A 26,212-nucleotide genomic window follows, 5' to 3' on the forward strand; every position below is an offset into this window, starting at 1 on the left:
CGGAGATTCGTTGCGAGATCGGACGGAACGTCCCCGAATCGGTGGTACTCGAGAAGATAATTCGGGGTACCTACGAGTCGAAAGACGAGGTAATCGAGCCGTTTCGTGGCGATTTGGAGTCGTAACCGGACAGTGAGTACACGGCTCCGTAACAAGCACGTCAGTTCGCAGGAGAACGCGATCGAAACGCACGCATCACCGAGATCGAACTGACTGCGGATCGATCAGTCCGCGGCGACTTCGACCTGCGCTTCGTCGGCCTTCCCGATCGCTTCGACGATGAGCTCGGCCACGTCGACGACTTCGATGTCGTCCTCGTAACCGCCGGTCTTGCGGCCGTCCTCGTACATCGTCATGCACATCGGACAGGCGACGACGAACTTCTCGACGCCGCTGCCGGCATCGGTGTCCTCGAGCGCTTCTCGAATCCGTTCTTCGCTCGGCTTCGGATCCTCCTCGAAGTCCATCCAGAGGCCGCCACCGCCGCCACCACAGCAAAAGGAGTTGCTGCGGTTGCGGGGCATCTCGTCGAGCGTACAGCCGGTGGCTTTGATGAGTTCGCGCGGGGCCTCGTACTCGTCGTTGTATCGGCCGAGGTGACACGGGTCGTGGTAGGTGACCGTGTAGTCGAGCTCGGTGCCGCTCAGATCGAGTTTGCCATCGGCAACGAGCTCTTCGACGGCTTGCGTCCAGTGATAGACCTCGATTTCGCCGTCTTCGTTCCACTGCTCCTCGTAGTCGAACGGCATCATCGGATCGTCCGAGAACTCGTCGAAGTTGACCTCGGGATACTCGTTTTTGAACGTGTTGTAGGAGTGGGGATCGGTGCAGACGATCTTGTCGAACTCGCAGTCCTCCCAGGTCTCGACGTGGTGGCCGGCAAGTTCGACGTAGAGCAACTCTTCGCCGACGCGGCGGATGTCGTTGCCGTCGAACTTCTCGTCGTCGAAGAGGATGCCGAAGCTGACGTCCGCTTCTTTGAGAATGGTCGCGAGCGAGCGGGCGACCTGCTTGTTGCGCTCGTCGTAGCTCGGGAAGTCGCCGACGTACCAGAGGTAGTCGACTTCCTCTTCGCGGGCGTCCGTGACGTCGAACTCGAGTTCGTCCGCCCAGTCGCCCCGGTTGCGCGGCGAGTCGCCGAACGTGTTGCCGTTTTGCATGACGTTCTGGAAGACGTCCTGCATGCTGGGGGCGACGTCGCCCTGGTCGGTCATCTGGCGGTTGAGCCGGGTAAAGCTCTTGAGGTGCTCGATTTCGACGGGGCAGGCGTCCATGCAGGCCATACAGGCCATGCAGGACTCCATCGTTTCGGCGTTGATCACGCTCGTCCCGCCGTCGGCGATGATCGGTTTCTCCTCGCCGCCGGCGTCGAGGTCCTCCCGGTACGATTTCAGGTCGAGGATGACGTTTCGCGGGTCGAGCGGTCGGTCGGACGCCTTCGCGGGACAGACGGAGGAACAGCGGCCGCACTTGGTACAGGCGTCCTGGTCGAGGATCTCCTTCCAGGTGAAGTCGTCGATGGATTCCGCGTTGGTCGCGTCCAGATCCGAGGGAACGTTCGGAAGGCGCTGCCCGGCCTTCTCGTCGCGCGTGACGACGTTCGCGAACGAAGAGAGCATGTGGAACGGCTTGGCGTAGGGGATCCACGCGATGAAGAAGAACGCGATCAGCGAGTGGGTCCACCACGCGAGCCAGTGGAGGTTCTCGACGTTCAGCCCCGAACCGTTGAGCCCGGCCTGCTCGGCCCCCAGCGTCGCGAGGCCGACCCCGTTGAAGCCGAGCGCCAGCCCGTAGCCGACGAAGCTGACGATCTCGTGGTCGGGGATACCGGCGCTGTAAATCCGAAGCCCCTCGAGGAGGAAGCCGCCGATGCCGAGCGCGAACAGCGTCCAGATGAAGATGTCGTCTTCGGTGGAGGTGTGACGGTCCCAGAGGCGGTGGTTACGGACCCAGTAGCGGCGGTACATCGCCATTCCGATTCCGACGACGAACAGCAGTCCCATCGCGTCGACGATGAACGAGTAGGCGAGATAGAAGTCCCCCTCCCAGAACGTCATGTGGAGGACTTTCTGGAAGGCGTACTGATCGACCATGATGATCAGGGTCGCGATGAACAGCGTCAGGAATCCCCACATGATAAACGAGTGCATCAGTCCGCCGTAGAGGTCCCTGTTGAACTGCTTCTCGTTCGAGAGCACGATTTTGGCGCTGCTGACGATTCGATCCGACAGGTCGTTCAGCCGCTCGAACGAATCGTCGTCCCCCTCGGCGTAGCGGCTGAACCGCTGGTAGACGCCGTACGTGAGAACGGCGATAGCGATAAACGCAAGGAGATAAAACACCGCGTACTCGACGCTGGTGATCCCCCAGTACGTCTCCCTCGTTTGTGCGATGGTGCTCATGTGCATTGACGGGCAGGGCTGTAACTTAATTCTTCCCCCACGGGCCGGAAGACAACCTCGCTGCCGTCTTGCGGAAATTTTCCTCCGATTTCGAGTTTATAATAGTCGTCCGTGTTCGATTCGACGGCCCAACGTGATCTGGCAACAGGCTTAAATAGACTCCCGTCTGGAGTGTCCACCCATGAACGACAAAACCGAAGAACTCCGGGATATCTTCACCGACGTCACCGATGGCGAGGAAACCGTCACCGAATCGCAGGAGAACACCCGCGGTTCGCTCGAGCGAGACGAGCGGTCGGACGAGGAGCGCCTCGAGAGCGTCGTCCAGCAGATGCGCGAGCGCTACGAGTTCGAAACGGCGCTCTCGGACGACGAGTTGATCACGGTCGCCAGGGGCTTCTACGACGACCGGAGCGACGACGACGTCGCCGACGAGTTGGGGGTCGACGCGGACGAGGTCTTCGAGGCGCGACTGTCGTTACACCTCGTCGGCGAGACCGATGCGGACGAGGTCGACCTCGCGGCGATCCGCGACCGCGAGGAGGACGACGCGACGCTGGCCGACGAGTACGACGTGAGCGAGGCCCGGATCCGGCGGTACCGCCGCGTCGCCGAGGCGGAAGACCAGTCTCGCGCGGCGAACGACCGCTACCGCGACGAGTTCGACAGCGTCCTCGCCGACGCCGATCTCTCCGAGCGCATGACGTCCGACCTCCGCGAGGACGGCCTCGAGGACGCGACGGAGGGGATGGAGACCGAAGTCGAGTTCTGATACGGTCTGCTGTACCGATGTACCGGAGCAACCGCAGGACGGTTCGCGGTTGCTCCGGAACTGACTCACAGCAGTCCGTATGAATCGTCGATGAACGCAGCCGGCGCGAGCGACGCGACCGCTCGGTCGACAGCCGGCCGAGGCTTTTTACGAGAAGGAGCGGCCAGACGGAGCGTGACTCGCACGCCCGTCTCGTTTAGCGACTTGCGGACCGCCGCCTACTGTCCGCGGAAGTGCTACTATCAGCGGATGCTGCCGGACGAGGACCGCGAGCCGCCGCCCGAAGTCGAGTCGATTCGAGCGCTCGCCGCTCGGTACGACGAGTTACTCGAGGCCCCGTCGGGAGCCCTCGAGTCCGAACCGATCGCCGTCCCCTCCGTTCGCTACCGCGATCGGCTGGCGGCGACCCGGGACCGACTCGAGGGGAGCGGCCAGTGGGAACGCCTCAGTGAGCCCGCCGATCGAGAGGTGTTTGCGACCGGCCGACACTGCCGGGGAATCGTCCACAAGGTGCTCGCGGACCCGCTCGAGCCGGCGCTGATCTCGTCGGGGGAGCCGCCCGAAAACGGCGTCTGGAAGTCACAGTCGGTCCACGCCGTCGCGGCCGCGAAGGCGCTGGCCTGGGAGCACCAGGTGCCGGTGGAGCGGGCCTGGCTCGAGTATCCGGCTTACGGCGTGATTCGCTCGATCGAGCTGACGACGCGACGGAAGGCGCAGTACCGGAGCGCGTTGCGGGCGGTTCGCGAGTTAGACGGTCCGCCCGGGCGGACGAACAACCGATCGAAGTGCGAGTCCTGCGAGTTCGCGGCCGAATGCGGGGTCAAGACGCGGACCTTGCGGTCGCTGTTGGGGTTCGGATAGTGACGGAACGGGGTTTCGATCGATGCAGGCGGCTCGAGTCGCTCCATTCGATAGGCGTGTGAATGGAACAGTGGGTTTTGATAGTGACTTGGTGAGATGAAGCGTCCTGCTATCGTGGCGGCAGGGAATCGCCACGCCCTCCCCAGCCGATTCGTTCGCGCCTCTCGGCGCTCACTCATCCCTCGCACGGCGTTGCGCCGCGGTGAACCGCGGCCCAGCGCGCGCCACCGCACGCCGGGTGACCGGTCCGAAGTGAAACAGTGGTCCTCGCTACTGACCGCATCCCCTTCTGTTAGGCGTCCTCGAGCCACGCGTCGATCTCGTCGGCCTGCGCCCCGCGCCGGTGGATCGTCTCGCTCGAGACGTCGACGACGGTGCTCTCGGTGCCGTCGGTTTCGCCTCCCTCGAGGACGACTTCCGCGGCCGCCCGGATCTCGGGATCGAGATCCGCGAGCCTTCGCGCGCTCTCCCGGCCGCTGACGTTCGCGCTCGTGGCGGTGATCGGGGTGCCGGCCCGCTCGCAGAGCGCGAGCGCGAGGTCGTGATCCGGCACGCGGACGCCGACGCGCTCGCGCCCCGCCGTGAGTTCGTCCGGGACGGCCTCGCGTCGCCGACAGAGGACGGTCACGGGGCCGGGGAGAAACGTCGCCATGAACCGCCGCTCTCGATCGGTCGCGCGGACATACCGGAGCGCCGACGGGACCGACGGCACAGCGAACGAAAGCGGCTTCGACCGGTCGCGCCCTTTCACCTCGAAGACGCGATCGACTGCGTCGGGCTCGAGCGCGTCCGCGGCGAGGCCGTAGACCGTCTCGGTCGGATAGACGACGAGTGCCCCCGAATCGATCGCGTCGGCCGCGCGGTCCAGTTCGCTCATTCGGTTCGAAATCGGCGGATGGCGGGCAAAAATGTATCGGGACTCGCGGGCGAGACGGTCGCTACTCGAGGCCGAGTTCGTCCTCGAGGTCGTCGTAGTCGGGGAAGTCGGGCCAGTCGGTGGCGACCCACGCGCCCTCGACGGTGCAATCTGCGTCGAGGGCGAAGAAGGCGACGCGCGGTTCGCTGACGCCGGCCATCCCGTCGAGGTCGTGGGCGATCCCGTACGACGCCGCGACCTCGTTTCCGGGGTCGCTGAAGAATGCGAAGGGGGAGTCGTTGTCCGCGAGGAAGCGCTTGACACCGTAGGGAGTCGATGCCGTGAGGCCGACGACCCGGCCTGCGCGCTCGTCCCAGTGTCGGTCCGCGAGCTCGTCCCAGACGTACTTCGCGACGAAGGAGCCGGTCATCGGCGTGAAGACGAGGATCGTCCGGCCGTCGGTTTCGCCGACCAGGTCCGACAGCGTCCGATCCTCCCAGAACTCGTCGGTGACGAGCGGTCGGGTGAAGTCGGGGGCCGCCTCGCCCGGTTCGGGGTGGTCCGCCGGACCCAACTCGACGACCTCGAAGTCGGGCATCAGTCGTTACCTCCCGCGCTCGCCGCGGCCGCGTCGGGGCGGTTCCCCTCGCCGTAGGTCGACTCGAGGTAGTCGACGATGTTGGCGCTTTCAGCCATCGTGACGCCCGTGTTCTCGTCGACGATGACGGGAACGGCTCGGACGCCGGCGACGCGTTTCACGACGTTCCGGTCGGAGTGCATCGGTTCGACGAACCGCGATCGGTACGAGAGGTCGTACTCGTTCAACAGCCGGGTGACCCGCTCGCAGTACGGACAGCCCTGGAGCCGGTAGAACGTGATCGGTGGTTCGGCGGTCTCGCTCATAGACGAATGTAGGGGAGAGGGCCGGGTAAACGTGTCGTCGCCGGCGGCGATACCCGTCACCGATCCTAAAATGGGAAACGGTTAACCGATCCGGCTGTAAGCCTGTACATCAATGGCGTTGTCTCCGCCCCTCGAGGTCGTGTTCGCTGTTTACGAGATCCCAGTGGTCGGTCTCGAGATCGACCAGTCGATGGTGACGATTCTCGGCACGCTCGCCCTCGTCGTCCTCGTCGGTCTCTCCGCGTTCTTCTCGTCGTCCGAAATCGCGCTGTTCTCTATCCCGAAACACCGCGTCGAGGGGATGGCCGAAGACGGCATTCCCGGCGCGGAGCGCGTGAAAGCGCTGAAGGAGGACCCCCATCGGCTGCTCGTGACGATTCTCGTCGGGAACAACATCGTCAACATCGCGATGTCGTCGATCGCGACGGCCCTCCTCGGGCTGTATCTCGGCGGTCTGGCGGCCGTCCTGGCCGCGACGCTCGGGATCACCGCCGTCGTCTTGCTGTTCGGCGAGAGCGCGCCCAAGTCCTACGCCGTCGAGAACACCGAATCGTGGTCGATTCGCGTCGCCAGGCCGCTGAAAGCCGCCGAGCGGTTGATGCTCCCCCTCGTCGTCCTCTTCGACTATCTCACCCGACAGCTCAACCGCCTCACCGGCTCGACGACGGGAGCGATCGAGACGCCGTACGTCACTCGCGACGAGATCCAGGAGATGATCGAGTCCGGCGAGCGCGAGGGGGTCTTGGAGGAGGAAGAACACGAGATGCTCCAGCGGATATTCCGCTTTAACAACACGATCGTCAAGGAGGTGATGACCCCGCGGCTGGATATGACGGCCGTTCCGAAAAACGCCGGGATCGACGAGACCATCGAAACCTGTATTCAGAGCGGTCACGCCCGCGTGCCGGTCTACGAGGGAAGTCTCGATAACGTCCAGGGCGTCGTCCACATCCGCGATCTCGTCCGCGATCTCAACTACGGCGAGTCGGCGAACGACGAACTCGAGCTCGCGGATCTCATCCAGCCGACGCTACACGTTCCCGAATCGAAGAACGTCGACGAGCTGCTGACCGAGATGCGCGAAAACCGGATGCACATGGCGATCGTGATCGACGAGTTCGGGACCACCGAGGGGCTGGTGACGATGGAGGACATGATCGAGGAGATCATCGGCGAGATCCTCGAGGGCGGCGAGGAACAGCCGATCGAGGAGATCGACGACGACACCGTCCTCGTCCGGGGCGAGGTGAATATCGAGGACGTCAACGAGTCCCTCGAGATCGACCTCCCCGAGGGTCAGGAGTTCGAGACCATCGCCGGCTTCATCTTCAATCGAGCGGGCCGGCTCGTCGAGGAGGGCGAGGAGATCACCTACGACGGCGTCCGCATCACGGTCGAGTCCGTCGAGAATACCCGCATCATGAAAGCCCGTCTCAAGAAACTCGAGAGCACGGACGCGGAACCCGAACCGGATGAAAAACCGGGTGCCGCGCCACTCGAGATCGACGAAAACGACGAGTGACGAGCAAGTGATCAGCGCTGCGAGTCGACGATCGCCGCGACGTCGCGGGCGACTGCGGGCGGGACGACGAGCCGTCTCGGCCCCTGGACGTACTGGCCGTCCGGCTGGGCGTAGCTGAGCGTCATCACGGCGCTGTCGCCGATCGTCCGGATCGAAACGTCTTCGATGACCGAGAGATCGATCGCCTGATCCGGTTCGTAGAGGTAGATCGTGCGGTCCCCGCGGTCGAGCGCGCCGACCGACTGGAGGAACGAGGCGAACACGAGCGCGAAGAGGGCGATCGGAATCAGTAGCGCGGCCGCGCCGGTGAAGGGGCCGGCACCGACGGCCAGGAGCTCGTTCTGCGAGACGTACCGACCGATCCCCATCAGCGCGCCGATGACCGCTCCCATCACGACCGCACCGACGGCGGCGTCCATCGCTCGATCCAGTTTCGTTCCCGACGGGACCTCGACGGGGAGCGGTCGGGTGAGCCGCTCGAGATGCCGTTCGGTGTCGTTCGTGGCGGCGAGGGCGAGGACCGTCGCGGCCAGCGCGGCGATGAGGGCGATGACGACGGCTCCGCCGCCGATCTCGCCGGCGACCCTGTACAGTCGCCAGGAGACGACGGTGCCGATCGCGGCGAAGAAGGTGCCGACGCCGAAGGTCCACAGGAGTCGAACGGTTCGCGAGGTGCTCGCGTCGCGTCGCCACTGGGTCGTCTCGTCGGGGGCTTCGGTGACGTCGACGGCGTCCTCGTCCATACTCGCACTCGCGACCCGTCGTGTAAAGACCGTTCGATGTCGCTCGACTCGTCCGATCAGGTGTGACAATGATGCACGGGAGTCCGTCTCAGAGCACGACCGCAGCGACGGCGATATAGGCGACGTAGGAGACGGCGATCGCGCCGGCGAGCGAACCGATCCACGCGAGCACGGTAAAGCCCATTTTACGGGGGCTGACGCCGCCGCCCGCGCCGGCCGCGGCGTAGCCGCTCCCGATGATCGCGCTGACGATGATCTCGTTGAACGAGACCGGGATACCGTAGAGGACCGCGGCCTGCGCGATGATAAAGGAGGGGATGAGCGCGGCGATCGACCGTCGCGGCCCGAGCGAGGAGTAGTCCTGCGAGATCGCCTTGATCATTCGCGGTGCGCCGGTCCACGACCCGATGAGGAGCCCGAAGCCGCCGCCGACGAGCATCGCGATCAGCGGGAGCTCGAGCTCGCCCGAGAGGGGGATCAGCGGCCCGATCGCCAGCCCGACCTGACTGCCGCCGGCGGAGAACGCGACGAGCCCGCCGAGGATGAGCAGGAAGTGTCGCTCGCCGCGTTCGGTCCCGTTGTTGAGATCCAGCGCGATCGCCCCCGCCCAGGCCGCCGCGATGACGAGCGTCGCGGCCGCGGTCCCGGCGATCGCCGGGCCGGGGAGCGAACCGCCCGCCACCTGCGCGATCGACGCCCCGCCGGCTCCCGGCGAGCCGAGGATCGCGAACTCGATGTTGGCGACGATCGCGCCGACGACGGCGGCCAGCGCGATGATGAGGTACTCTTCCGCGACCGCCTCGGCGCGGAGGGCCCGAGCGACCGCGTAGGCGATACCGCCGCCGACGAACGGCGTCAGTACCCACAGCGTAGCGATTTCGGTGTATTTCGCCCACGCGGGATCGCCGCCCATGGCGAGCCCGGTCCCGATGACCGCCCCGGTGACGGTAAACGCGGTCGCGATCGGATACCCCGTGAAGATCCCGATCGCCACCAGCCCGGCCGCGATGAGCAGGGCGATCGTGGCGGCGAGCGACGACAGCGTCACGCCGCCGATCAGTCCGGTCCCGACCGCCTCGGAGACGTTCGCGCCCTGCAGGACCGCACCGGCGAACCCGAGCAACCCGACGAGAAACCCGGCTCGCATCACCGAAATCGCGTTCGCGCCGACGGCCGGTGCGAACGGCGTCGAGCCGCTCGAGCCGGCACCGATCGCCCAGGCCATGAAGAGACTCGCGACTGCGGCCACGGCGAAGGTGCCGAACGTGGCGATATCGACCATCTATCCGGTCCCTATTAGCGGCCCCTACAAGTGTGTGCCGACTGTCGGCCGGCAGTAGCGGCCGCTGGCAGCGTGAACCGGCCGGCCCGCTCAGTTGGTCGTCGACCGCGAGTTGTCATCGGGCTCGGGCGGCGGCTCCGCGCCCTCGATGGCTTCGGCGGCGTCGGTGTCCTTCTCGACTTCGACGTGCCAGCGGTCGACCTCGTCTTCGTACTCGGCGAGGCGGTCGGAGACCTCGTCTTTCAGGTCGTCGTCGTTGACGTTGACCTCGAAGACGAACTGCTCGCCGTTGCCGCCGTTGCGGGTCGACTGCTGGACGTTGGCGCTGACGAGTTCGTTGTCGAAGTAGTAGGGCGCGAGCTGGGTCATCACGTTCTGGTAGACCGTGTCCTCGACCCGCCGTAACGCCTTGCGGCTCGCGGAGTCGGCCGCCCGGGCGACGTAATCGATCGATTCCTTCCAGTTGTCCATCGCGGCCCCGGCGTCGTCCTCCTCGAGTTGTTCGTACGACTCCGAAAGCTTCTCGCCGGCGGTCTTGATGTCCTCGTCCGGCTCTTTGCCGGCTTTTTCGCCTTTGCCCTCCTCGACGCTGGCCTGATCGGCGGTCTTTTCACTGACGTCGGAATCGAGGGTTTCGTGGGCCTTGGGGCGCCACTCGTCCCACTCCTCGAACGCGGCGACGTAACGCGCGTCGGCGTCCTGCTCCGGTTCGTGGACGCCGGCGTCTCGAAGCGCGCGCGTGATCCGCTCGCCGTGTTCGACGATGTCGCCCCAGTCACCGCGAACCTTGAACCCCGAGATGCTCTCTTCCATTCGGCTGGCCGACTGATAGCGTGCGGACAGGTATAAACTTCTCTGCCGTCACCCGCCTGTACTGACGGAACCGCTCGATCAGTTTGCATTTGGGCCGTGGTACCGCCCCGCTCGTATTCGAGCGGTGTCTCGAGACGGCCCGCTGGTCCTCGACTGTGGCTGATCGATACTGTGAACTACCCGGCGAGTGGCTGTTGAGATATGACGATCGAAGACCGGGATAACGCCCACCTCATCACGCACGCACTGGCGAAGGACACCCTCTCGCGCATTCGCGACGTCGAGACCGAACAGGTCAGCTTCCGCAAGGGACTGGTCAAACTCGGCCGAATCTGTGGGTACGAGATCATCGACGGCCGGATGGAGACCGAGTACGTCGAGATCGAGACGCCCCTCGAGGCGACGATGGGCGAGCGCGTCCGCGGCCTCGACGACGTCGTGATCATCAACGTCTTGCGCGCCGCGACGCCGTTCGTCGAGGGACTGCTGAAGGCCTTCCCGCGAGCGCGACAGGGAGTCATCAGCGCGAGTCGGGACGAGGAAGCCGGCCGCGCCGAGGACGGGTCCTTCCCCATCACGGTCGACTACGTCAAACTGCCCGAGATCCACGAGGAGGACACGGTCATCATCGCCGATCCGATGCTCGCGACGGGGAGTACGATGTGTACCGTCCTCGAACACATCGTCGGTAACGCGGTCCAGCCGGAGAACCTGATCGTCCTCTCGGCCGTGTCGGCACCCGAGGGGCTCCTTCGCGTCAACGAGGAGTTCGACGAGGCCGACCTGCTGACGGTGTCGATCGACGACCGTCTCGACGAGCACGGGTTCATCGTCCCCGGCCTGGGCGACGCCGGCGATCGGGCGTTCCGGACGACCTGAGCGTCCGTCAATCGACGGCTCCCGCGCGGCCGCGTGATCGACGAGCGCCGACGGACTTTTGCGGATCGGTCCGAATCGAACCGCATGGACTACAGCGTCGTCGATCCGGACGATCTCGAGCGCGTCGACGGTCGGCCCTGCGATCTCCGCAGACTGAGCGAGGCGGCCGGGATGGACGCGGTCGCGATCAACCGATTCGACGCGGAGCCGGGCGAACAGCTGCCGCTGGCCTACCACTACCACGAAACGCAGGAAGAGGCGTTCGTCGTCCTCTCAGGGACGCTCCACGTCGAGACGCCCGAGGGCGAACTCGAGGTCCCTGCGGGATCGATGTTCGCGGCCGAACCCGAGGCACCGCATCGGGCCTATAACCCCGAAGACGCCGACGGGCCGGTCTCGGTCGTCGCCATCGGCGCCCCGCCGGTCGACGGCGACGCCGTGGCGTACGACCCCGACGAGTGAGCGGGTCGCAAGCGCACGCTCTCGAGGGGCGTGTTTCGTTCGCTCCACCGCCGTCACTCGGTCCCGCAGGTGTCGATACCGAGCAGCGCGTTCACCGGACAGCGCCGGATGACTGCGGTCGCGAGGAGGTCGCTCCCGGCGACGAACGCCAGCGCGCCGAGCGTTCGATTTCGGTTTCGATAGCCGACCACGAGAAGTATCGTCGCGAGAATAACGCGGCCGAGACGGTCGAACCCTCCCACGTTTCTGTCCATATTTCGCCGGAGCAGCGAGACGCGGATATCGGTGTCCCTTGCAACCCCTCCGTTTCCGGTCGAACCTCGCCGTAGTCTACGGATTTTCTCGTCGCCTGATCCAGACGAACCGGTCATCGAACGGACGGTCACAGGAGTACTATCCGCGACGATAACCATACCATTTTAACACGACCCGACATAGGACCGCCTATGACTGGCGACCGGAACACCGGAACGGCGGAAACGGCGTTTCGACTCGCGTTCGCCGGCTACGTCGGTGCGCTCGTCGCCGGGCTCGTCGCGGTCGCTCTGACGGTCACGGAGTCGGCCTCGAACGCTGTCAGCGGGGCGGCCGCGATCGGTCTCCTGGGTGGCGCGCTCGTCGGTATCGCACTCGCGAGGCGGGTCCGCGAACTCCCGATACGCCTCGGTCGGAGCCGGCTTCGACGGGTTGCCCTTCCCCTCTCGGCGACACCGTTCGGCGTCGCCGTCGGCGCTGCGCTACTCGGCTGGCTCGAGTTCCGGTTCCTCGTCGCGGCGCTTGCCGTCGCCGTGGCGATCGCCGGGTACGTTGTCATGCGGCTGGCGGAGACCTGCTACGTCGATTCGATCACCGACGACGAGCCCGCCGCGACGTGGCAGTGGGAGCCGCCGGGGACCCCGAAACTGGACGCGATCCTCCTCGCCATGTGGCTGTTACTGGGTGTAGCCAATGCCCTCTCCGGTGACTGGCTGCCGTCGATCGTGTGGACGGGAGTCGCGATCTTCTGGATAGTCACCAGCCTCGCCGAGGGCCGGTGGCGGGTCGGATCGCTGGGGAACCCACCTGCGATCAGCGTCCACGATGTCGGTCTCGTCAAGCGACGACCGTACACCCGCTCGCTCGTGCGGTGGTCCGATATCTCGCACGTTCGGCTCCGCGAGGACGAACTCGTTCTCGATCGCGGCTTCTTCGACGTGCGCTTCGAGCGCGACCAACTCGCCGACCTCGAGGCCGCACGGACGGAGATCGAACGCCACCGTCAGTCCCTTCGGAACGGCGCGCCAGGCGCGCCGTAACGCGGCCTCGAATCTGTTAGTGTCGCACTCTTTCCGCGTTCGCACTCACTCGAGGTCGGCCCGACCGCTCGTCGCGCTCCGAACGCGATCCCGAAGCGCGTCGCCCTCGGCGAGCGGAACCCGAACGTCGAACCTGACCTCGGCCTCGTAGTCGGCCTCGAACTCGTAGCCCTCGCTCTCGAGGATCGAGCGAACGGTCCCGGAGTCGTCGTACGCGACGGTGATCGCCAGCCGCTCGTGCGGTCGTTCCTCGACGATCTCAGCCGCCTCGACTGCCTCTTTCACCGCGCGGGAGTACGCCCGGACGAGGCCGCCGACGCCGAGGTTCGTGCCGCCGTAGTAGCGCGTGACGACGGCCGCGCAGTTCTCGAGGTCCTGCTGTGCGAGGACGTTCAGCGCCGGCTTGCCGGCCGAGCCGGAGGGCTCGCCGTCGTCGCTCGAGTACTCCCGGAGAAAGTGGCCGTCCGCGTCGTCGCCGTCTCGAACGCGATAGGCGGGCACGTTGTGGGTCGCGTCGGCGTACTCGTCTCCGACGGCGTCGACGAACGCTTCGGCGGCCGGAACGGAGTCGATCGGGCGGACGTGGCCGATGAACTCCGACCCCTGCACGACGAACTCGACGGTGGCGGCGGTCGCGACGGTTCGGTACGCGCTGCTCACGCTCGGCCACCCCGCCGCTGTCGGGTCCCGACGCTGCTCATGGCGGCGATTCGTCGGCCGACGGAAAGAGACCGTCGGTCCCCCCACGTCGCGAGCGGCGGCGTCCCGTTGGGTTCGCCCGGACCACAGACGCTATTATTCTCGGGTGCCATGTGTGCACACATGAACGGCGATACGATCGATTCCGAGCTCGCGGACGAAATTCACAGCGTCTGCCGGACGACGGTCGGGGACGAACTGCGGAGTATCACCTACTTCACCGAGGACGACGTCGAACAGCTCTACCTCCGCTCGGACCTCGAGCAGACCGCCGATCTGATCGGCTTCGCCGACCACGAGCGACTGGGATTTCACTCGCAGTCGGCCTATCGGAACACGCAACTCGGCGAGTACGAAGCGACGATCCGCATGTTCGAGAACGGGTTCCTCTCGCGGGTGATCCGGGGCCCCCACGGCGTCTGGGTGACGACCGACGACATGTCGATCGACAGGTTCGAGGAACTGACGAGCGCACTCGCGGCGGTGCTCGACGAGTTCGCAGACGCAGTCGCCGCGGCCGATTCAGACGACGCCGACGATTGAGACGGTTTGCTGTGACGATGTACCGGAGCAATCGCAGGACGGGCCGCGGTTGCTCCGAAACTGACGTCCGACAGTCCGTCTGACTCGCACGGACTACTGGAGTTCGATCTTCCGGACGAACTCGAGGTCGCGGATCTCGGTGATTACCTCCCCCGAGAGCGTTTCGTCGGTGATCAGGTAGAGTCTGGGCTCGTCGGTGAACTCGGGGTCCTCGCTGATAGTCTGGCGGATCGAGATGCCGTTGTCCGCGAGCGTCCCCGTGACTCGAGCGACGATCCCCTCCCGTTCGGCGTCGTCGACGGCGACCGACAGCACCGTCAGATCCAACACCGGCGCGAGGTCCATCAGGCTCGGCACCTGCGAGATGTTCTGGAAGATGCGCCGGAGTTCGGGATCGTCGAGGATGACGTCGGTCGTCGAGTCGACGACCCGTCGGTCGACGCCGATCTCGCGAGCGATCCCCGTGTTCGGAATCTCGATGCCGCCAGAGACGACCCGTCCGTCGTCGTTGACGGAGAAGCCCCGCTCGAGCAGCAGGCGGATGACGGCCTGTTGACTCGGCGATCCCTCGAACTTCTCCATGATCTCGTCGAACATTCGTTCCCGGGTGTACGCACGCGTCGGTATAATGCCCGGCGATCGGTCTCGCGCCGCGTCAGCGTTTCGTCTCGAGCGCGGAGAGCAATACGATCGCGTGACTGTTCGTCTGACGGATGATTTTTCACGGTTTCCGTGCTAACCGACGCTATGCGCGCACTCCGGAACTGCGACTTCTGTGCCGACGACGCCGTCGGTGCGTTCGAAATCGTCCCGCCCGAACTCGAGCCGACCGAGGCCGAACAGCGCCGCGTCGTCTGTTGTTCCGACTGCAGCGAGCGACTCGAGACGCTGCTCGAACCGCTGCTCGCCCGCGCCGGAGCCGAGACGGCTGTCGAGACAGACGACGGGAGCGCAGCCGACGCCCTCGAGACGACAGACGACGGGTCGACCGCTGACGGGTCGAGCCTCGCCGCCGGAGCCGATCCGAACGGCACCGAACACGAGCCGAATATCGCCGCGAGCCGCGAGGAGGGGATCACGCTCGAGCGCGACGAGCGTCCGACCGGCACCGACACGGCGAACGAGGACGAGACGGCGGACGACGGCGAGGCGACGGACGACGGCGAGGCGACAGACGACGGCGAGACGTCGATTGCATCCGGTACCGCGACCGAAGCCGACGATCGAGCGGAGGCAGTCGTCGTCTCCAGCGACGAGAACTCGCCGTCCGCGTCGACCCGCCCACCGGCGACCTACCGCAAGGTCGTCCGGCTCCTTCGGAACCGCGAGTTTCCCATGACGCGCAGCGCCGTCGAGGAGCTCGCCGCGGGTGCCTACGACCTCGAGCGCCACGAGGTCGAAGCGGTCGTCGATCACGCCGTCGAGAACGGCGAGTTCGTCGAAGAGCAGGGAACGTTGCGCCGTCCGTAGCAGACCGCAGCTCGGATGCGGTCGCCCGGCAGCGACTCGAGGCACCGCTCGGACCGAATACGTGCGATCGCGACAGCGCTGGCCGACGACTAGAGCGTTCCCTTCGTACTGGGCGCTCCCTCTCGCCGCTCGTCGATCCGCGTCGCGTCGTCGAGCGCTCGAGTCAGCGTCTTGAACAGCGCTTCGACCTCGTGGTGGGCGTTCTCGCCGGCGACCTCGAGGTGGAGCGTCACTCCGGCGTTCATCGCCAGCGATTCGCCGAAGTGCCGCGCCATGTCGCTGGTGAACCCGCCGATCGACTCTTGAGAGAAGGTCCCGTCGAAGTAAAACCGCGGGCGACCGCTCACGTCGACGACGGCCCCGGCGACGGCCTCGTCCAGGGGGACCCGTCGGTCGGCGTATCGGACGATCCCCGATCGGTCGCCCAGCGCCTCGTCGAACGCCTCGCCGAGGACGATCGCGACGTCCTCGACCGTGTGGTGGTCGTCGATCTCGAGGTCGCCGTCGCACTCGACCTCGAGGTCGAACAGGCCGTGCTTGGCGAACGACGTCAGCATGTGATCGAAGAAACCGATGCCGGTGTCGATCTCGGCCGTCCCGGTCCCGTCGATCGTGAGCGTGCACTCGATCGAGGTCTCGGCCGTCTCGCGCGTACGGGTCGCCGTTCGCTCGCTCATGACGAACTCATGCCGCCCCCGGTACAAGGGAATTCCGCTCGTCTCCCCGCCGGCCGCCGGCCGCCGCTCGGAGGGCGGCCCGGGCAATTCGGAGAAATTCCGGGAAAATGGCTCAGAATGGATAGTAAAACGTCTAACGGTTTCTGAGGGCATTTGAAAACAATAGTATGATTACAGTACGTCGGTAAAACGGGCCGAAACGGCGACAATATTCGTGCCGTTATATGATCCGGGGAGTGAATGTCGTAATCGAGAAGAGGTGTCCCGTCTCGATGTCCAATCCCTCCCCCGTTTCGAACGAATCGATCGCTCCGTCGAACCCTGAGCCGGAGTCCCAGCACGAGCGGAATCGACTGCTTCGCTCGGTAAAAGCTCCCGTCCAGTTCCTCTCGTTCTGGGTCGCTATCGCGCTCCCGTTCGTGCATCTCCCCCTCCTCGCACAGGGACTCGGCGATCCGAACGTCACGCTGGCGTTCATCGTCCTGTTGGCGGCCAACGTCTTCGCTCTCTACGTGGGTCACGGCTACGACCAGCACTGAGCGTTCGGTTCGCTGCCGGCAGTCACGGTTCTCCCGCTTCGGTCCACTCCGTCCAATCAGTCCCGTTCCGAACTGTTATGCCTCCCGTTACCAACGTGATTGGTACTAGATGTCGTTGCGCGTCGATTGGCGCTCGAGTTGTAGCCTCACCGGAACGATCCTGAAGTGGCTCGCCGTTTCGTTAGGCGGGCCGCTCGCGCTCGCGCTCGTGGACGGCGACGATCCGCTGCCGTTCGTCGTCACCGTCGTCGTCACCGTCGTCCTCGGCACCGGCCTCGAGGCGCTGACCGACGAGCGCGAGATCGGACAACGGGAGGCGTTCCTGATGGTCGCGCTGACGTGGCTCGGCGTCGCGCTGGTCGGCGCGATTCCGTTCCTCGTCGCGGGCGACGGCGTGCTCGCGCGGCCGGTCAACGCCGTCTTCGAAAGCACGAGCGGCGTGACGACGACCGGCGCGACCGTGATCGCGGATTTCAGCGTCCACTCCCGGGCGATCATGCTCTGGCGGGCGATCCTCCAGTGGCTCGGCGGCTTGGGAATCCTGATCGTCGCGATCGGCCTCTTCTCGCACCTGCTCGTCGGCGGTGCCCAGTTGATGGAGACCGAATCCCAAACGCAGAACGTCCGCAAGCTCCATCCCCACCTCGATCAGACCGCTCGTCTCATCTGGGGACTGTACGTCGGACTGACGGTCCTCACGACGGGCGCTCTCTTCGCGCTCCACCTCGTCGGACTCGCGCCCGAGATGACTCTCTACAACGCCGTCACACACGCCCTTACGAGCGTTTCCACGGCCGGTTTCTCACCCGAGCCCGACAGCATCGGCGCGTTCTCGCCGGCGATCCAGTGGACGCTGATCCCGGTGATGATCGTCGGCGCGACTAACTTCGTGCTGCTCTACGCCATCACCCAGGGCGACTTCCGGCGGCCGCTCGAGTCCGCCGAGTTCCGCTTTTACGCCGGTATCCTCGCGACGATCACGACGATCGTCGTCGCCATGCTCGCGCTCGACCCGGATCTCGCGATGGGACTCGAGCCGACGATCCGTCACGGACTCTTCAACGTGGTGTCGATGGTGACGACGACGGGCTACGCCTCGGTGAACTTCGATCTCTGGTCGCCCGGCGCGAAGCACATGCTGTTCCTCTGTATGTTCACCGGCGGGATGGCCGGGTCGACGACGTGTTCGATCAAGTCGCTTCGCTGGCTCGTGATCAGCAAGGCGTTTCGCCGAAACCTGTTTACCGCCGTTCACCCGGACGCCGTTCGGCCGGTCCGACTCGACGACACGGTGGTCGACGAGGAGACCATCGGAGACGTCTTCACGTACGTCATGCTCGCGCTCGTGATCTTCTTCCTGCTGACGGTCGTCATCGTCGTCGACGCCGCTCGAATCGGCTCCCCTGTCGACGAGTTCGATGCCCTCGGTGCGGCCGCCTCGATCTTCCTCAATATCGGGCCCGCGTTCGGCGTCGCCGGCCCGTTCGACAACTATCTGGCCTTCTCGCCGTTCACTCGCACCGTGATGATCGTCATGATGTGGATCGGCCGCATCGAAATCATCCCGGTGCTCGTCCTGTTGACGCCGGAGTTCTGGCGGTCCTAAATTTTGCTCTGCGGGCCGCATTCGGCGGCCCTCGGCAAAATTTAGTATAAAAGCACTCCTCCCTCCCTTACAGGTCGGTCGTCGGCCCGCTCGCTCACCCTTCGGGTTCGCTCGCGGTGAGTGTCGGGAAACCGCCTGCCCTCCCCCGAGTCACACGGCTCTCGCGTTGCTCGAGCCGCGCTCCCGGCCACTGAAAACGGGTTAGATGCGACTACTCATCTGAGCCGACCGCGGCCTGCGCGTCCTCGAGCGTGAAGTTCCCCTCGTACAGCGCGCTGCCGACGACGACCGCCGCCGCGCCGGCCGCTTCGAGCGCTCGGACGTCCTCGAGCGTCGCCACACCGCCGCTGGCGATGACGGGAATATCGGTCGCGTTGACCAGTTCGCGGACAGGTTTAGTCGCCACGCCCTCGAGTTGGCCCTCGACGTCGACGTTCGTAAAGAGGATCGCGGCGGCCCCGAGGTCGTCGTACCGCTGTGCGGCCTCGACGGGCGAGAGTCCCGCGCCTTCGGTCCAGCCTTCGACGACGACCTCGCCGTCCTTCGCGTCGAGGCTGACGACCACGCTGTCCGGATGGACTTCGCTAATTTCGGCGACGATGTCGGGGTTCTCGACCGCCGCGGTACCGAGGATGACGCGGTCGACGCCCCGCTCGAGGAGATCGATCGCGCCCTCGGCGGTGCGGATTCCGCCGCCCAGCTGGGTCGGGACGTCGACGGCGTCGATCACCGCGTCGATGGCGTCCGCGTTCCGCCGCTCGCCCTCGAACGCGCCGTCGAGGTCGACGAGGTGGAGCGTCCTCGCGCCGGCGTCGATCCACCGTCGGGCGGCCGCGACGGGATCGCCGTAGGTTTTCTCCGTGCCGCGTTCCCCTTGGACGAGCTGGACGACCTCGCCGTCCTGAATGTCGACCGCCGGAATCACCTCGAACTCCTCGAACTCGCCGCTCGCGTCGTCGTTCATACTCGAGTGCGCGAGGCCGGCGCGAGTAAAGGCGACGGTTTCGCCGAACGACCATCGCCGCGACACTGTACGCCTTTTCAACAGAATTGTTACATGTGTGGTCGGTGTGGCTCGTCTCATGCCGCTGTCGGCGTGCGATTTCCTCGCACAAGCGACTGTGCCTCGATCCGACGTGACGACCGACATGCTCGTCGTGTTCGGCGTCGTCGCCCTCGCGCTCGTCCTCTTTCTCACCGAGCGCCTGCCGATCGACGTGACCGCGATCTTGCTGATCGTGGTGCTGGTCGTGCTCGAGCCCTGGACCGGCGTCGACCCCGAGACCGGCATCTCGGGCTTTGCGAACGAGGCGACGATCACCGTGCTGGCCATGCTGATCCTGAGCGGCGGCATCAGCCGGACCGGAACCGTCCAGGAACTGGGTCGCCGGATGGCCGCGTTCGCGGGCGAAAGCACTCGAAAACAGGTGTTCGCGACCGTCGCCGCGACCGCCCCCGTTTCCGGCTTTTTGAACAATACCCCCGTCGTCGCGTTGCTGGTGCCGGTCGTTACCGACGTCGCGAACAGGGGGAACACGTCGCCGTCGAAGCTCCTGATCCCGCTCTCCTACGCCTCGCAGCTGGGCGGCATGCTCACGCTCATCGGCACCTCCACCAACATCCTCGCGAGCGACGTCAGCGCACGACTCGGCTCCGAATACCCCGAACTCCACCGATTTTCGATGTTCGAGTTCACGCAGTTAGGGGCCATCGTCGTCATCGTCGGCTCGCTATACTTGATCTTCGTCGGGCACTACCTCCTGCCCGAGCGCGTGCCGCCGCACGCGGACTACCTCGAGGCCTACGCGGTCGGCGACTACATCGCGGACGTTGCGGTCGTCCCGGGATCGCCGCTCGTGGGCGAGACGGTCCGCGATGCGACCGCAGCGCTCGGTCCCGATATCGACGTGGTGCAGGTCGTCCGCGACGAGGAGCGGTCGATCGCACCGCGACAGGGGACGACCCTCGAGGAGGGCGACGTCCTCGTCGTCCGGACCGACCGGGACGCGATTACGGCCCTCGAGGACGCCGCCGGTGTGGAACCGGTCGGCCGACCGGAGGAAACCGCGGACGCCGTGACGGCGGCCGACGGCGTGCTCACGGAACTGGTCGTCTCGCTCGATTCGCGACTCGTGGGCGACCACCTCGACCTCGAGTGGTTCCGCGAGGAGTTCGACGCCGCCGTGCTCGGGATGCGGAGTCGGGGCGAACTCGTCGGGGAACGCATCGTCGGTAAGCGCCTCGCCGTCGGCGACACGCTGCTCGTTCAGGCTCCACCGGACGCGCTCGACCGGCTCGCCCGCGAAGACGACGTAATCGTCGCCCGCGAACCGCCCCGACCCGACTACCGCACGGAGAAGGCACCGATCGCCGTCGCCATCATGCTCGCCGTCGTCGTCGTCGCCGCTCTCGAACTGTATCCCATCCTCATCTCCGCACTCGCCGGCGTCGTCGCGATGGTCGTCACGGGCGTGCTCGAGCCCAATGAACTCTACGACGCCGTCGAGTGGGACATCATCTTTCTGCTGGCGGGCGTGATCCCGCTGGGGATCGCCCTCGAGGACAGCGGCGGAGCGGCGCTGCTCGCGTTCGCGGTGGTCGAGGCCGCGGGACCGCTTCCCGAAATCGCGGTCCTCTGGCTGTTCTACCTGCTCACGGCTTTGCTGACCAACATTATCAGCAACAATGCCAGCGTCGTCCTCCTGATCCCCGTCGCGGCGGCGGCGGCCGCGGGGATCGGCGCGAACCCGTTCGCGTTCGTGCTCGCGGTCACCTTCGCCGCGAGCACCGCGTTTCTGGGCCCGATCGGCTACCAGACGAACCTGTTCGCCTACGGCCCCGGCGGCTACCGATTCGGCGACTTCGCTCGGATCGGCGCGCCGCTGCAGGTGGTGTTGTCGATCGTGACCGTCCTCGGAATCGCGGTCTTCTGGGGGGTGTGATCGGACTCGCTGCCCCTCGTGACGCGAGCCGTCAGTCGAACCGTCCACCGGAACCGTCCGCGCCGCCAGTCGCACCACAGTGTCGCCGGATTGCAGTATCGCGGCGCTCTCGCGGGGACCGGTTTCAGTACTTCTTTCAGGAGCATCCCTGTACTACCGATGAATGGTCGAAACCGTTCTTCTGGTGGGAATCGTCGCCTCGATTTTCGTCGGGTTCAATATCGGCGGCTCGTCGACCGGAATCGCGTGGGGGCCCGCCGTGGGTGCCGGTCTCCTCAGCAAGGCGTCCGCGGCCGGACTGATGACGTTCTTCGTCTTTCTCGGCGGCTGGACCGTCGGCCGAAACGTGATGGACACGCTCAGCGGCGACATCATCACGATCGAAATCTCGCTCGCGGCGGGCGTCGCCGTCCTCTTCTTCATCGGACTGGGGATCCTCATCGCGAACGTCTTCGGCGTCCCGGTCCCGACGTCGATGACCACCGTCGGCGCGATCGCGGGACTGGGGCTGGCGACGGGGACCCTCGACTTCGAGACGATCGGCTGGATCATCTCGTGGTGGATCGTCACGCCGATCCTCGCCCTCTGGATCGGCGCGTTCGTCGGCCGGTACGTCTACCCGGAACTCAATCGACGGTTCGAGATTTCGGCGACCGACGGGCCGTTGCTCACCGTCGACCGGACCGGATCGCTCCCCTCGATCGGCCTCGGTCCGAACACGACCCCGCAGGAGCTCGTCGGAACGATCGTCGTTCTCGTTATCGGCTGTTACATGGCGTTCAGCGCCGGTGCGAGCAACGTCCCGAACGCCGTCGCGCCGCTGGTCAGCAGCGGCGCGCTCGGGGCCGATAGTGCGATTATCATCGCGACCGTCGCGATCGGGCTGGGCGGCTTTACCATCGCCCGCCGGACGATGGAGTCCGTCGGCAGCGAACTCAGCGATATCCCGCTACTGGCGGCCCTCGTCGTCATGATCACCGCGTCGACGATCACGACCCTGCTCTCGGCGGCCGGGATCCCGATCAGCCTCGTGATGGCCTCCGTGATGACGATCGTCGGCCTCGGCTGGGGGCGAGCCACCCGCCCCGTCACGGCTCGAGACGCCGTTCGCGGTCGGGTCGACGCGGAGCTGTCGATGGGCGCACTGAAAGCGGAGCCGGAGGCCCCGGTCACGCGGATCGGTGAGGAAGAGTCCGAGGAGGCCCTGAACGCGGGCGATCTGTTCAACCCGCGGGCCATCATGAAGTACGTCTCGATGTGGATCATCGGTCCGTCGATGTCGACGGTTCTCGCCTACGGCTTCTTCGTCATGGTCCCGTTCGTCTGAGGCCCCACCACGTTTATCTCGCTCTCGATCGTCGGTCGCCTATGATCGCCCGCGTTCTCGTTCCCATGGACGGCTCGGAGATGAGCGAACGTGCTCTCGAGTACGCTCTCGAGGCGTATCCTGACGCCGCAATAACCGTTTTGCGCGTCGTCGGCGAGCCGTCGCCGATGTGGGGCGAGGCCGCGGGGATCGCGCTCGCCGACGATCTCGACGAGATCGCTCGGGAACACGCACAGCAGGTGTTCGACCGCGCACGTGACATCGTCGCGGACGCCGACGGCGACGCCGACCTCGAGACCGTCGTCGAACTCGGCCATCCGGTTCGTGCGATCAGTAACCGCGCTGACGACTACGACACGGTCGTGATCGGTGCGCACGGCGGAACCGTTTCGGACCGACTGTTCGTCGGGAACGTCGCGGAGAAAGTCGTCCGTCGATCACCGGTCCCAGTCGTGGTCGTTCGGTGAGCGGGCCGGCCTCGGAACCGGTCAGTCCTCGGTCCGGTCGTCCCGGTCGCCGTCGTCTCGGTCGCCGCCGTCCGATTCCTCGAGCAGTTCCTCGACTTCGTCCTCTCGCGGCCGGCGGTCGACGCGCTCGTCGACGGATTCGACCTTGGCCTGTACCTCCTCGAGTTGATCGCCGACCGTTTCTTCGACCGTCTCCTCGACGGTCTCACCGACCGTCTCATCGACCGTTTCTTTGACGGTTTCACTCACCGTTTTCTCGACGGTGTCACCGACCGTTTCGTCGACCGTTTCTTCGACGGTTTCGCTCACCGTTTTCTCGACGGTGTCACCGACCGTCTTGTCAACCGTCTCTTCGACGGTTTCGCTCACCGTTTTCTCGACGGTCTCGCCGACCGTTTCGTCGACGGTCTCACTGACGGTTTGCTCGACGGTGTCACCGACCGTCTTATCGACCGTTTCTTCGACCTGTTTCTCGACGGTCTCGCCGACCGTTTCCTCGACCGACCGCTCGACCGACTTCTCGACGGTTTCCTGGACGGTCGACGTCATCCAGTCGGGGTCGAACCGGGCCATCTTCCAGACGACGTGGAGGACGTACGAGGCGAAGACTCCCAGCCCGAACGTCAGCCCGACGCGGATATCGAGCGTCGCGATGAGGACGACCGCGAGCAGAATCAACCCGCCGTACGCGAGGTCGATGATCGCGTCGATGCGCGCCGGTCTCATGGCCGACCAACAGTCGCAGCCCCATCGATCGACGTGCTCTCCGACCGCGAGAACCGTCGTCCGTCCTTCGGATCGCCGTCCGACTGAATTGAGTACGCGCGTGACAACATGATACTGTACGACAGGGTCCGATTCGGTGAAATCCTTTGGGTTCCCGGTCGGGACGAACGAGCGCTGTCACTGTCGTTCCCGTCCTGACCGGTCGGGCTCGAGTAGCGTATTCGTCAGGTATCGAGACGAAGTTCGGGTGGCTCCTCGAGCGAGTGGGACCTAACTGGTGGCTCGCCGACACTGAGGCGAATAAGCGCGTTTTTAGGGTCGGATCGCATGACTACCGAACGTGCCGGAAGTACTGCTGATCGTCGGGATTCTCGTCGCCATCTTCGTCGGGTTCAACATCGGCGGCTCGACGACCGGGCCCGCGTTCGGACCGGCCGTCGGCGCGAACGTGATCACGAAAGTGATGGCCGCCGGACTGATGTCGGTATTCTTCTTCGTCGGGGCCTATACCATCGGTCCGCAGGTCGTCACCACGCTCGGCGAAGAACTCGTCACCGACACCTCGATCTTCACGATGCGATCGAACGTCGCCGTGCTCTTCTTCATCGGCGGCGCGCTGTTCGTCGGCAACTACGCCGGCGTCCCCGCCTCGACGTCGATGACCGCGGTCGGAGCGATCGCCGCGCTGGGAATGGCGACCGGCGAACTCGACCTCGAGGTGCTGGGCGAAATCGTCATCTGGTGGGTCGTGGCCCCGATCACCGGCTTCTGGGTCGCCGGCGTCGTCGGGCGGTACTTCTACCCCCGAATCAACGCCTGGGTCGCCATCGAAGGGCAACAAGAGGGACGGCCGATGGTCACGATCGACCGCTCGGGACTCGCCCCGCGGCTCCAGTTCGGCGCTGGTGCCACCCGTCGGGAAATCACGGGTGCGATGGTCGTCGTCGGTATCGGCTGTCTGATGGGCTTCGCATCGGGAACGAGCAATATCGCCAACGCGATCGCACCGATCTACGGGACCGGCGACGTCGACATGGTGCCGCTGATCCTGATCGGTTCGGCGGCGGTCGCGGTCGGCTGCTTTACCATCGCCCGCCGCACCCTCGACACGCTCGGGAACGACATCACGAACCTCCCGCTGACGGCGGCGATCGTCGTCGCCGTGATCAGTTCGGGAATCGTCGTGGGACTCTCGTCGATCGGGATCCCCGCGAGCTTCGTCGTCATCGCGACGATGAGTATCGTCGGGCTGGGCTGGGGACGTGCCACTCGCACGACGACCCTCTCGGGGGTCCGAGCCGGCGAGGAAACGCGCGTCTCGGTCGGTGCGCTGACCGCCGAGGAGGAGGGCGAACGCTCCCCCCAGATCGGCGAGGAGGAACCCGAGGATATCCCGCAGGCGTCGGATCTGTTCGACCCCTCGACGACCGCCCGCGTGATCCTCATGCAGAACGTCGTCCCGGCGATCTCGACGATCGGCGCCTATCTCACGTTCCGATTCGTTCCAATATTCGGGTTTTGAGACGGTCTGCCGTCAGTCAGTTCCGGCGCGAGCGCGAGCCGGCCTGCGGTCGCGCCGGTCCATCGGTACAGCGAACCGTCTGAGAGCACGGCCCCAGTAGCCGACCGCTGACGGGCCGGGAAACCGTTTCCGTCGTGCCGTGTCATTCGCTTTTCCGTTCCAACCCGTGATGGTGATCGTCGGAGCGGCCTGGTGTCGGGCTCTAGTCGCCGAGTCGCGACGAAGCGTCGTAGACTACCACGACCGGGTGGCCTCGAGCGGCGCCTCGCGGGTCCACGGATCGTATCGGGACGAACGATGCTGGTTTCGAATCCGGCAACAAACGCGTCGCTCGGGGGAACACGTTCGGACATTTCTTTTTTCTCTCCCGTTCGATCGCTAGTCTTGTATAGAATCACCGCATTCTTTCCTTCGAATTGGTCAATTCTGACTCAAAGACAATTTAGGACTGAACAGCAAGCTATACCAATGCGGCCCTCGAACCGCAGAGTGATGCCCACGGTAGAATACCTCAACTACGAAGTACTGGACGACCAGGGCTGGGACATGGACGACGACAACCTCTTCGACGAAGCCGCGGACGCCGGCCTCGACGAAGAGGACTACGGCACGCTCGACGTCGCCGAGGGCGAATACATCCTCGAGGCGGCCGAGGCGCAGGGCTACGACTGGCCCTTCTCGTGTCGCGCCGGTGCCTGTGCGAACTGTGCGGCGATCGTCTTCGACGGCGAGATCGAAATGGACATGCAGCAGATCCTCTCCGACGAGGAGGTCGAGGAGAAAGACGTCCGCCTGACCTGCATCGGATCGGCCGAGACCGACGAGGTCAAGATCGTCTACAACGCAAAGCACCTCGACTACCTGCAGAACCGCGTCATTTAAACTGCATCAGCCAGTCGCCGTT

28 protein-coding genes are annotated in these 26,212 nt (G+C 65.4%); 15 read left to right on the plus strand and 13 right to left on the minus strand.

What is annotated here, in order from left to right; all coding sequences use genetic code 11:
- Positions 1 to 224 precede the first annotated feature (224 nt).
- Positions 225 to 2,402, minus strand: coding sequence for a (Fe-S)-binding protein (locus AC0QDI_RS13260; RefSeq protein ID WP_474668863.1), 2,178 nt, complete (start codon positions 2,400 to 2,402; stop codon positions 225 to 227).
- Between the two features lie 181 nt (positions 2,403 to 2,583).
- Here AC0QDI_RS13260 and AC0QDI_RS13265 point away from each other — a divergent pair, with 181 nt between their 5' ends.
- Together AC0QDI_RS13265 and AC0QDI_RS13270 are read left to right on the plus strand one after the other, a co-directional pair.
- Positions 2,584 to 3,174, plus strand: coding sequence for a conditioned medium-induced protein 4 (locus AC0QDI_RS13265; RefSeq protein ID WP_474668865.1), 591 nt, complete (start codon positions 2,584 to 2,586; stop codon positions 3,172 to 3,174).
- Between the two features lie 174 nt (positions 3,175 to 3,348).
- Complete coding sequence (locus AC0QDI_RS13270) at positions 3,349 to 4,035, plus strand: CRISPR-associated protein Cas4 (protein WP_474668867.1); 687 nt, start codon at positions 3,349 to 3,351, stop codon at positions 4,033 to 4,035.
- A 292-nt stretch (positions 4,036 to 4,327) separates the two neighbouring features.
- Here AC0QDI_RS13270 and AC0QDI_RS13275 read toward each other — a convergent pair whose 3' ends face one another.
- The 3 genes from AC0QDI_RS13275 to AC0QDI_RS13285 form a co-directional block, all read right to left on the minus strand.
- A complete protein-coding gene (locus AC0QDI_RS13275) occupies positions 4,328 to 4,912 on the minus strand; it encodes an L-threonylcarbamoyladenylate synthase (protein WP_474668868.1) in 585 nt (194 codons plus the stop codon).
- Between the two features lie 61 nt (positions 4,913 to 4,973).
- Entirely contained in the window at positions 4,974 to 5,489 is a 516-nt protein-coding gene (locus tag AC0QDI_RS13280; RefSeq protein ID WP_474668870.1) for a redoxin domain-containing protein, read from the minus strand.
- A complete protein-coding gene (locus tag AC0QDI_RS13285; RefSeq protein ID WP_474668872.1) occupies positions 5,489 to 5,794 on the minus strand; it encodes a glutathione S-transferase N-terminal domain-containing protein in 306 nt (101 codons plus the stop codon). The genes AC0QDI_RS13280 and AC0QDI_RS13285 overlap by 1 nt, the downstream gene beginning before the upstream one ends.
- A 112-nt stretch (positions 5,795 to 5,906) precedes the next feature.
- Here AC0QDI_RS13285 and AC0QDI_RS13290 point away from each other — a divergent pair, with 112 nt between their 5' ends.
- Positions 5,907 to 7,316 (plus strand): hemolysin family protein, encoded by a 1,410-nt coding sequence (locus AC0QDI_RS13290; protein WP_474668874.1) that lies wholly within the window; start codon positions 5,907 to 5,909, stop codon positions 7,314 to 7,316.
- Between the two features lie 11 nt (positions 7,317 to 7,327).
- Here the strand turns inward: AC0QDI_RS13290 and AC0QDI_RS13295 are convergent, their stop codons facing one another.
- The 3 genes from AC0QDI_RS13295 to AC0QDI_RS13305 form a co-directional block, all read right to left on the minus strand.
- Complete coding sequence (locus tag AC0QDI_RS13295) at positions 7,328 to 8,059, minus strand: hypothetical protein (RefSeq protein ID WP_474668876.1); 732 nt, start codon at positions 8,057 to 8,059, stop codon at positions 7,328 to 7,330.
- A gap of 88 nt (positions 8,060 to 8,147) precedes the next feature.
- Positions 8,148 to 9,341, minus strand: a complete 1,194-nt coding sequence (locus AC0QDI_RS13300) for an inorganic phosphate transporter (RefSeq protein ID WP_474668878.1) — start codon at positions 9,339 to 9,341, stop codon at positions 8,148 to 8,150.
- A gap of 90 nt (positions 9,342 to 9,431) precedes the next feature.
- Positions 9,432 to 10,154, minus strand: coding sequence for a DUF5828 family protein (locus tag AC0QDI_RS13305; protein WP_474668880.1), 723 nt, complete (start codon positions 10,152 to 10,154; stop codon positions 9,432 to 9,434).
- 201 nt (positions 10,155 to 10,355) lie between these two features.
- Between AC0QDI_RS13305 and upp the strand changes: the two genes are divergently transcribed.
- The gene (upp, locus tag AC0QDI_RS13310; RefSeq protein WP_474668882.1) at positions 10,356 to 11,033 is read left to right on the plus strand and encodes a uracil phosphoribosyltransferase; all 678 of its coding nucleotides are present in this window, start codon (positions 10,356 to 10,358) and stop codon (positions 11,031 to 11,033) included.
- A gap of 84 nt (positions 11,034 to 11,117) precedes the next feature.
- Positions 11,118 to 11,495 carry a cupin domain-containing protein gene (locus AC0QDI_RS13315; protein WP_474668884.1) on the plus strand — a complete coding sequence of 126 codons (378 nt, stop codon included), beginning with the start codon at positions 11,118 to 11,120 and terminating at the stop codon, positions 11,493 to 11,495.
- Positions 11,496 to 11,548: 53 nt separating this feature from the next.
- Here the strand turns inward: AC0QDI_RS13315 and AC0QDI_RS13320 are convergent, their stop codons facing one another.
- The gene (locus AC0QDI_RS13320) at positions 11,549 to 11,749 is read right to left on the minus strand and encodes a YgaP family membrane protein (protein WP_474668886.1); all 201 of its coding nucleotides are present in this window, start codon (positions 11,747 to 11,749) and stop codon (positions 11,549 to 11,551) included.
- A 192-nt stretch (positions 11,750 to 11,941) separates the two neighbouring features.
- Between AC0QDI_RS13320 and AC0QDI_RS13325 the strand changes: the two genes are divergently transcribed.
- Entirely contained in the window at positions 11,942 to 12,790 is an 849-nt protein-coding gene (locus AC0QDI_RS13325) for a hypothetical protein (RefSeq protein ID WP_474668888.1), read from the plus strand.
- 45 nt (positions 12,791 to 12,835) lie between these two features.
- Here the strand turns inward: AC0QDI_RS13325 and AC0QDI_RS13330 are convergent, their stop codons facing one another.
- On the minus strand, positions 12,836 to 13,450 hold the full coding sequence (locus AC0QDI_RS13330; protein WP_474668890.1) for an IMPACT family protein: 615 nt from the start codon (positions 13,448 to 13,450) through the stop codon (positions 12,836 to 12,838).
- Positions 13,451 to 13,612: 162 nt separating this feature from the next.
- Between AC0QDI_RS13330 and AC0QDI_RS13335 the strand changes: the two genes are divergently transcribed.
- Positions 13,613 to 14,032 (plus strand): DUF7522 family protein, encoded by a 420-nt coding sequence (locus AC0QDI_RS13335; protein WP_474668892.1) that lies wholly within the window; start codon positions 13,613 to 13,615, stop codon positions 14,030 to 14,032.
- Between the two features lie 93 nt (positions 14,033 to 14,125).
- Here AC0QDI_RS13335 and AC0QDI_RS13340 read toward each other — a convergent pair whose 3' ends face one another.
- Positions 14,126 to 14,629 (minus strand): amino acid-binding protein, encoded by a 504-nt coding sequence (locus AC0QDI_RS13340; protein WP_474668894.1) that lies wholly within the window; start codon positions 14,627 to 14,629, stop codon positions 14,126 to 14,128.
- Between the two features lie 150 nt (positions 14,630 to 14,779).
- Between AC0QDI_RS13340 and AC0QDI_RS13345 the strand changes: the two genes are divergently transcribed.
- Positions 14,780 to 15,502: a hypothetical protein gene (locus AC0QDI_RS13345; RefSeq protein ID WP_474668896.1), complete on the plus strand. Its 723-nt coding sequence runs from the start codon at positions 14,780 to 14,782 to the stop codon at positions 15,500 to 15,502.
- Positions 15,503 to 15,591: 89 nt separating this feature from the next.
- Here the strand turns inward: AC0QDI_RS13345 and hisB are convergent, their stop codons facing one another.
- Positions 15,592 to 16,179 (minus strand): imidazoleglycerol-phosphate dehydratase HisB, encoded by a 588-nt coding sequence (hisB, locus tag AC0QDI_RS13350; protein WP_474668898.1) that lies wholly within the window; start codon positions 16,177 to 16,179, stop codon positions 15,592 to 15,594.
- A gap of 272 nt (positions 16,180 to 16,451) precedes the next feature.
- Between hisB and AC0QDI_RS13355 the strand changes: the two genes are divergently transcribed.
- Entirely contained in the window at positions 16,452 to 16,718 is a 267-nt protein-coding gene (locus AC0QDI_RS13355) for a DUF8028 family protein (RefSeq protein WP_474668900.1), read from the plus strand.
- A 109-nt stretch (positions 16,719 to 16,827) separates the two neighbouring features.
- The gene (locus AC0QDI_RS13360) at positions 16,828 to 18,324 is read left to right on the plus strand and encodes a TrkH family potassium uptake protein (RefSeq protein ID WP_474668902.1); all 1,497 of its coding nucleotides are present in this window, start codon (positions 16,828 to 16,830) and stop codon (positions 18,322 to 18,324) included.
- 211 nt (positions 18,325 to 18,535) lie between these two features.
- On the opposite strand, the gene hisA is transcribed toward AC0QDI_RS13360, so the two are convergent.
- Entirely contained in the window at positions 18,536 to 19,288 is a 753-nt protein-coding gene (gene hisA / locus AC0QDI_RS13365; protein ID WP_474668904.1) for a 1-(5-phosphoribosyl)-5-[(5-phosphoribosylamino)methylideneamino]imidazole-4-carboxamide isomerase, read from the minus strand.
- A 118-nt stretch (positions 19,289 to 19,406) separates the two neighbouring features.
- On the opposite strand from hisA, the gene AC0QDI_RS13370 reads away from it, so the two are divergent.
- The 3 genes from AC0QDI_RS13370 to AC0QDI_RS13380 all read left to right on the plus strand — a co-directional run bounded on the left by AC0QDI_RS13370 (position 19,407) and on the right by AC0QDI_RS13380 (position 23,060).
- Positions 19,407 to 21,266 carry an SLC13 family permease gene (locus tag AC0QDI_RS13370; protein ID WP_474668906.1) on the plus strand — a complete coding sequence of 620 codons (1,860 nt, stop codon included), beginning with the start codon at positions 19,407 to 19,409 and terminating at the stop codon, positions 21,264 to 21,266.
- Positions 21,267 to 21,429: 163 nt separating this feature from the next.
- Positions 21,430 to 22,593 carry an inorganic phosphate transporter gene (locus AC0QDI_RS13375; RefSeq protein ID WP_474668908.1) on the plus strand — a complete coding sequence of 388 codons (1,164 nt, stop codon included), beginning with the start codon at positions 21,430 to 21,432 and terminating at the stop codon, positions 22,591 to 22,593.
- A gap of 41 nt (positions 22,594 to 22,634) precedes the next feature.
- Positions 22,635 to 23,060 (plus strand): universal stress protein, encoded by a 426-nt coding sequence (locus AC0QDI_RS13380; RefSeq protein ID WP_474668910.1) that lies wholly within the window; start codon positions 22,635 to 22,637, stop codon positions 23,058 to 23,060.
- A gap of 21 nt (positions 23,061 to 23,081) precedes the next feature.
- Here the strand turns inward: AC0QDI_RS13380 and AC0QDI_RS13385 are convergent, their stop codons facing one another.
- Positions 23,082 to 23,786 carry a hypothetical protein gene (locus tag AC0QDI_RS13385; protein ID WP_474668912.1) on the minus strand — a complete coding sequence of 235 codons (705 nt, stop codon included), beginning with the start codon at positions 23,784 to 23,786 and terminating at the stop codon, positions 23,082 to 23,084.
- A 340-nt stretch (positions 23,787 to 24,126) separates the two neighbouring features.
- On the opposite strand from AC0QDI_RS13385, the gene AC0QDI_RS13390 reads away from it, so the two are divergent.
- Complete coding sequence (locus AC0QDI_RS13390; RefSeq protein WP_474668914.1) at positions 24,127 to 25,308, plus strand: inorganic phosphate transporter; 1,182 nt, start codon at positions 24,127 to 24,129, stop codon at positions 25,306 to 25,308.
- A 492-nt stretch (positions 25,309 to 25,800) separates the two neighbouring features.
- On the plus strand, positions 25,801 to 26,190 hold the full coding sequence (gene fer, locus AC0QDI_RS13395; protein WP_474668916.1) for a ferredoxin Fer: 390 nt from the start codon (positions 25,801 to 25,803) through the stop codon (positions 26,188 to 26,190).
- Positions 26,191 to 26,212: the final 22 nt, after the last annotated feature.

This window comes from Natrinema sp. LJW11 (genome assembly GCF_056135975.1).

Excerpts from the sequence above, each read along its gene's own strand:
- AC0QDI_RS13260 (WP_474668863.1), bottom strand. The coding sequence starts at position 2,402 with ATGAGCACCATCGCACAAACGAGGGAGACGTACTGGGGGATCACCAGC.
- AC0QDI_RS13265 (WP_474668865.1), top strand. The coding sequence starts at position 2,584 with ATGAACGACAAAACCGAAGAACTCCGGGATATCTTCACCGACGTCACC.
- AC0QDI_RS13275 (WP_474668868.1), bottom strand. The coding sequence starts at position 4,912 with ATGAGCGAACTGGACCGCGCGGCCGACGCGATCGATTCGGGGGCACTC.
- AC0QDI_RS13280 (WP_474668870.1), bottom strand. The coding sequence starts at position 5,489 with ATGCCCGACTTCGAGGTCGTCGAGTTGGGTCCGGCGGACCACCCCGAA.
- AC0QDI_RS13285 (WP_474668872.1), bottom strand. The coding sequence starts at position 5,794 with ATGAGCGAGACCGCCGAACCACCGATCACGTTCTACCGGCTCCAGGGC.
- AC0QDI_RS13290 (WP_474668874.1), top strand. The coding sequence starts at position 5,907 with ATGGCGTTGTCTCCGCCCCTCGAGGTCGTGTTCGCTGTTTACGAGATC.
- AC0QDI_RS13295 (WP_474668876.1), bottom strand. The coding sequence starts at position 8,059 with ATGGACGAGGACGCCGTCGACGTCACCGAAGCCCCCGACGAGACGACC.
- AC0QDI_RS13300 (WP_474668878.1), bottom strand. The coding sequence starts at position 9,341 with ATGGTCGATATCGCCACGTTCGGCACCTTCGCCGTGGCCGCAGTCGCG.
- AC0QDI_RS13305 (WP_474668880.1), bottom strand. The coding sequence starts at position 10,154 with ATGGAAGAGAGCATCTCGGGGTTCAAGGTTCGCGGTGACTGGGGCGAC.
- upp (WP_474668882.1), top strand. The coding sequence starts at position 10,356 with ATGACGATCGAAGACCGGGATAACGCCCACCTCATCACGCACGCACTG.
- AC0QDI_RS13315 (WP_474668884.1), top strand. The coding sequence starts at position 11,118 with ATGGACTACAGCGTCGTCGATCCGGACGATCTCGAGCGCGTCGACGGT.
- AC0QDI_RS13320 (WP_474668886.1), bottom strand. The coding sequence starts at position 11,749 with ATGGACAGAAACGTGGGAGGGTTCGACCGTCTCGGCCGCGTTATTCTC.
- AC0QDI_RS13325 (WP_474668888.1), top strand. The coding sequence starts at position 11,942 with ATGACTGGCGACCGGAACACCGGAACGGCGGAAACGGCGTTTCGACTC.
- AC0QDI_RS13335 (WP_474668892.1), top strand. The coding sequence starts at position 13,613 with ATGAACGGCGATACGATCGATTCCGAGCTCGCGGACGAAATTCACAGC.
- AC0QDI_RS13340 (WP_474668894.1), bottom strand. The coding sequence starts at position 14,629 with ATGTTCGACGAGATCATGGAGAAGTTCGAGGGATCGCCGAGTCAACAG.
- AC0QDI_RS13345 (WP_474668896.1), top strand. The coding sequence starts at position 14,780 with ATGCGCGCACTCCGGAACTGCGACTTCTGTGCCGACGACGCCGTCGGT.
- hisB (WP_474668898.1), bottom strand. The coding sequence starts at position 16,179 with ATGAGCGAGCGAACGGCGACCCGTACGCGCGAGACGGCCGAGACCTCG.
- AC0QDI_RS13355 (WP_474668900.1), top strand. The coding sequence starts at position 16,452 with ATGTCCAATCCCTCCCCCGTTTCGAACGAATCGATCGCTCCGTCGAAC.
- AC0QDI_RS13360 (WP_474668902.1), top strand. The coding sequence starts at position 16,828 with ATGTCGTTGCGCGTCGATTGGCGCTCGAGTTGTAGCCTCACCGGAACG.
- hisA (WP_474668904.1), bottom strand. The coding sequence starts at position 19,288 with ATGAACGACGACGCGAGCGGCGAGTTCGAGGAGTTCGAGGTGATTCCG.
- AC0QDI_RS13370 (WP_474668906.1), top strand. The coding sequence starts at position 19,407 with ATGCCGCTGTCGGCGTGCGATTTCCTCGCACAAGCGACTGTGCCTCGA.
- AC0QDI_RS13375 (WP_474668908.1), top strand. The coding sequence starts at position 21,430 with ATGGTCGAAACCGTTCTTCTGGTGGGAATCGTCGCCTCGATTTTCGTC.
- AC0QDI_RS13380 (WP_474668910.1), top strand. The coding sequence starts at position 22,635 with ATGATCGCCCGCGTTCTCGTTCCCATGGACGGCTCGGAGATGAGCGAA.
- AC0QDI_RS13385 (WP_474668912.1), bottom strand. The coding sequence starts at position 23,786 with ATGAGACCGGCGCGCATCGACGCGATCATCGACCTCGCGTACGGCGGG.
- fer (WP_474668916.1), top strand. The coding sequence starts at position 25,801 with ATGCCCACGGTAGAATACCTCAACTACGAAGTACTGGACGACCAGGGC.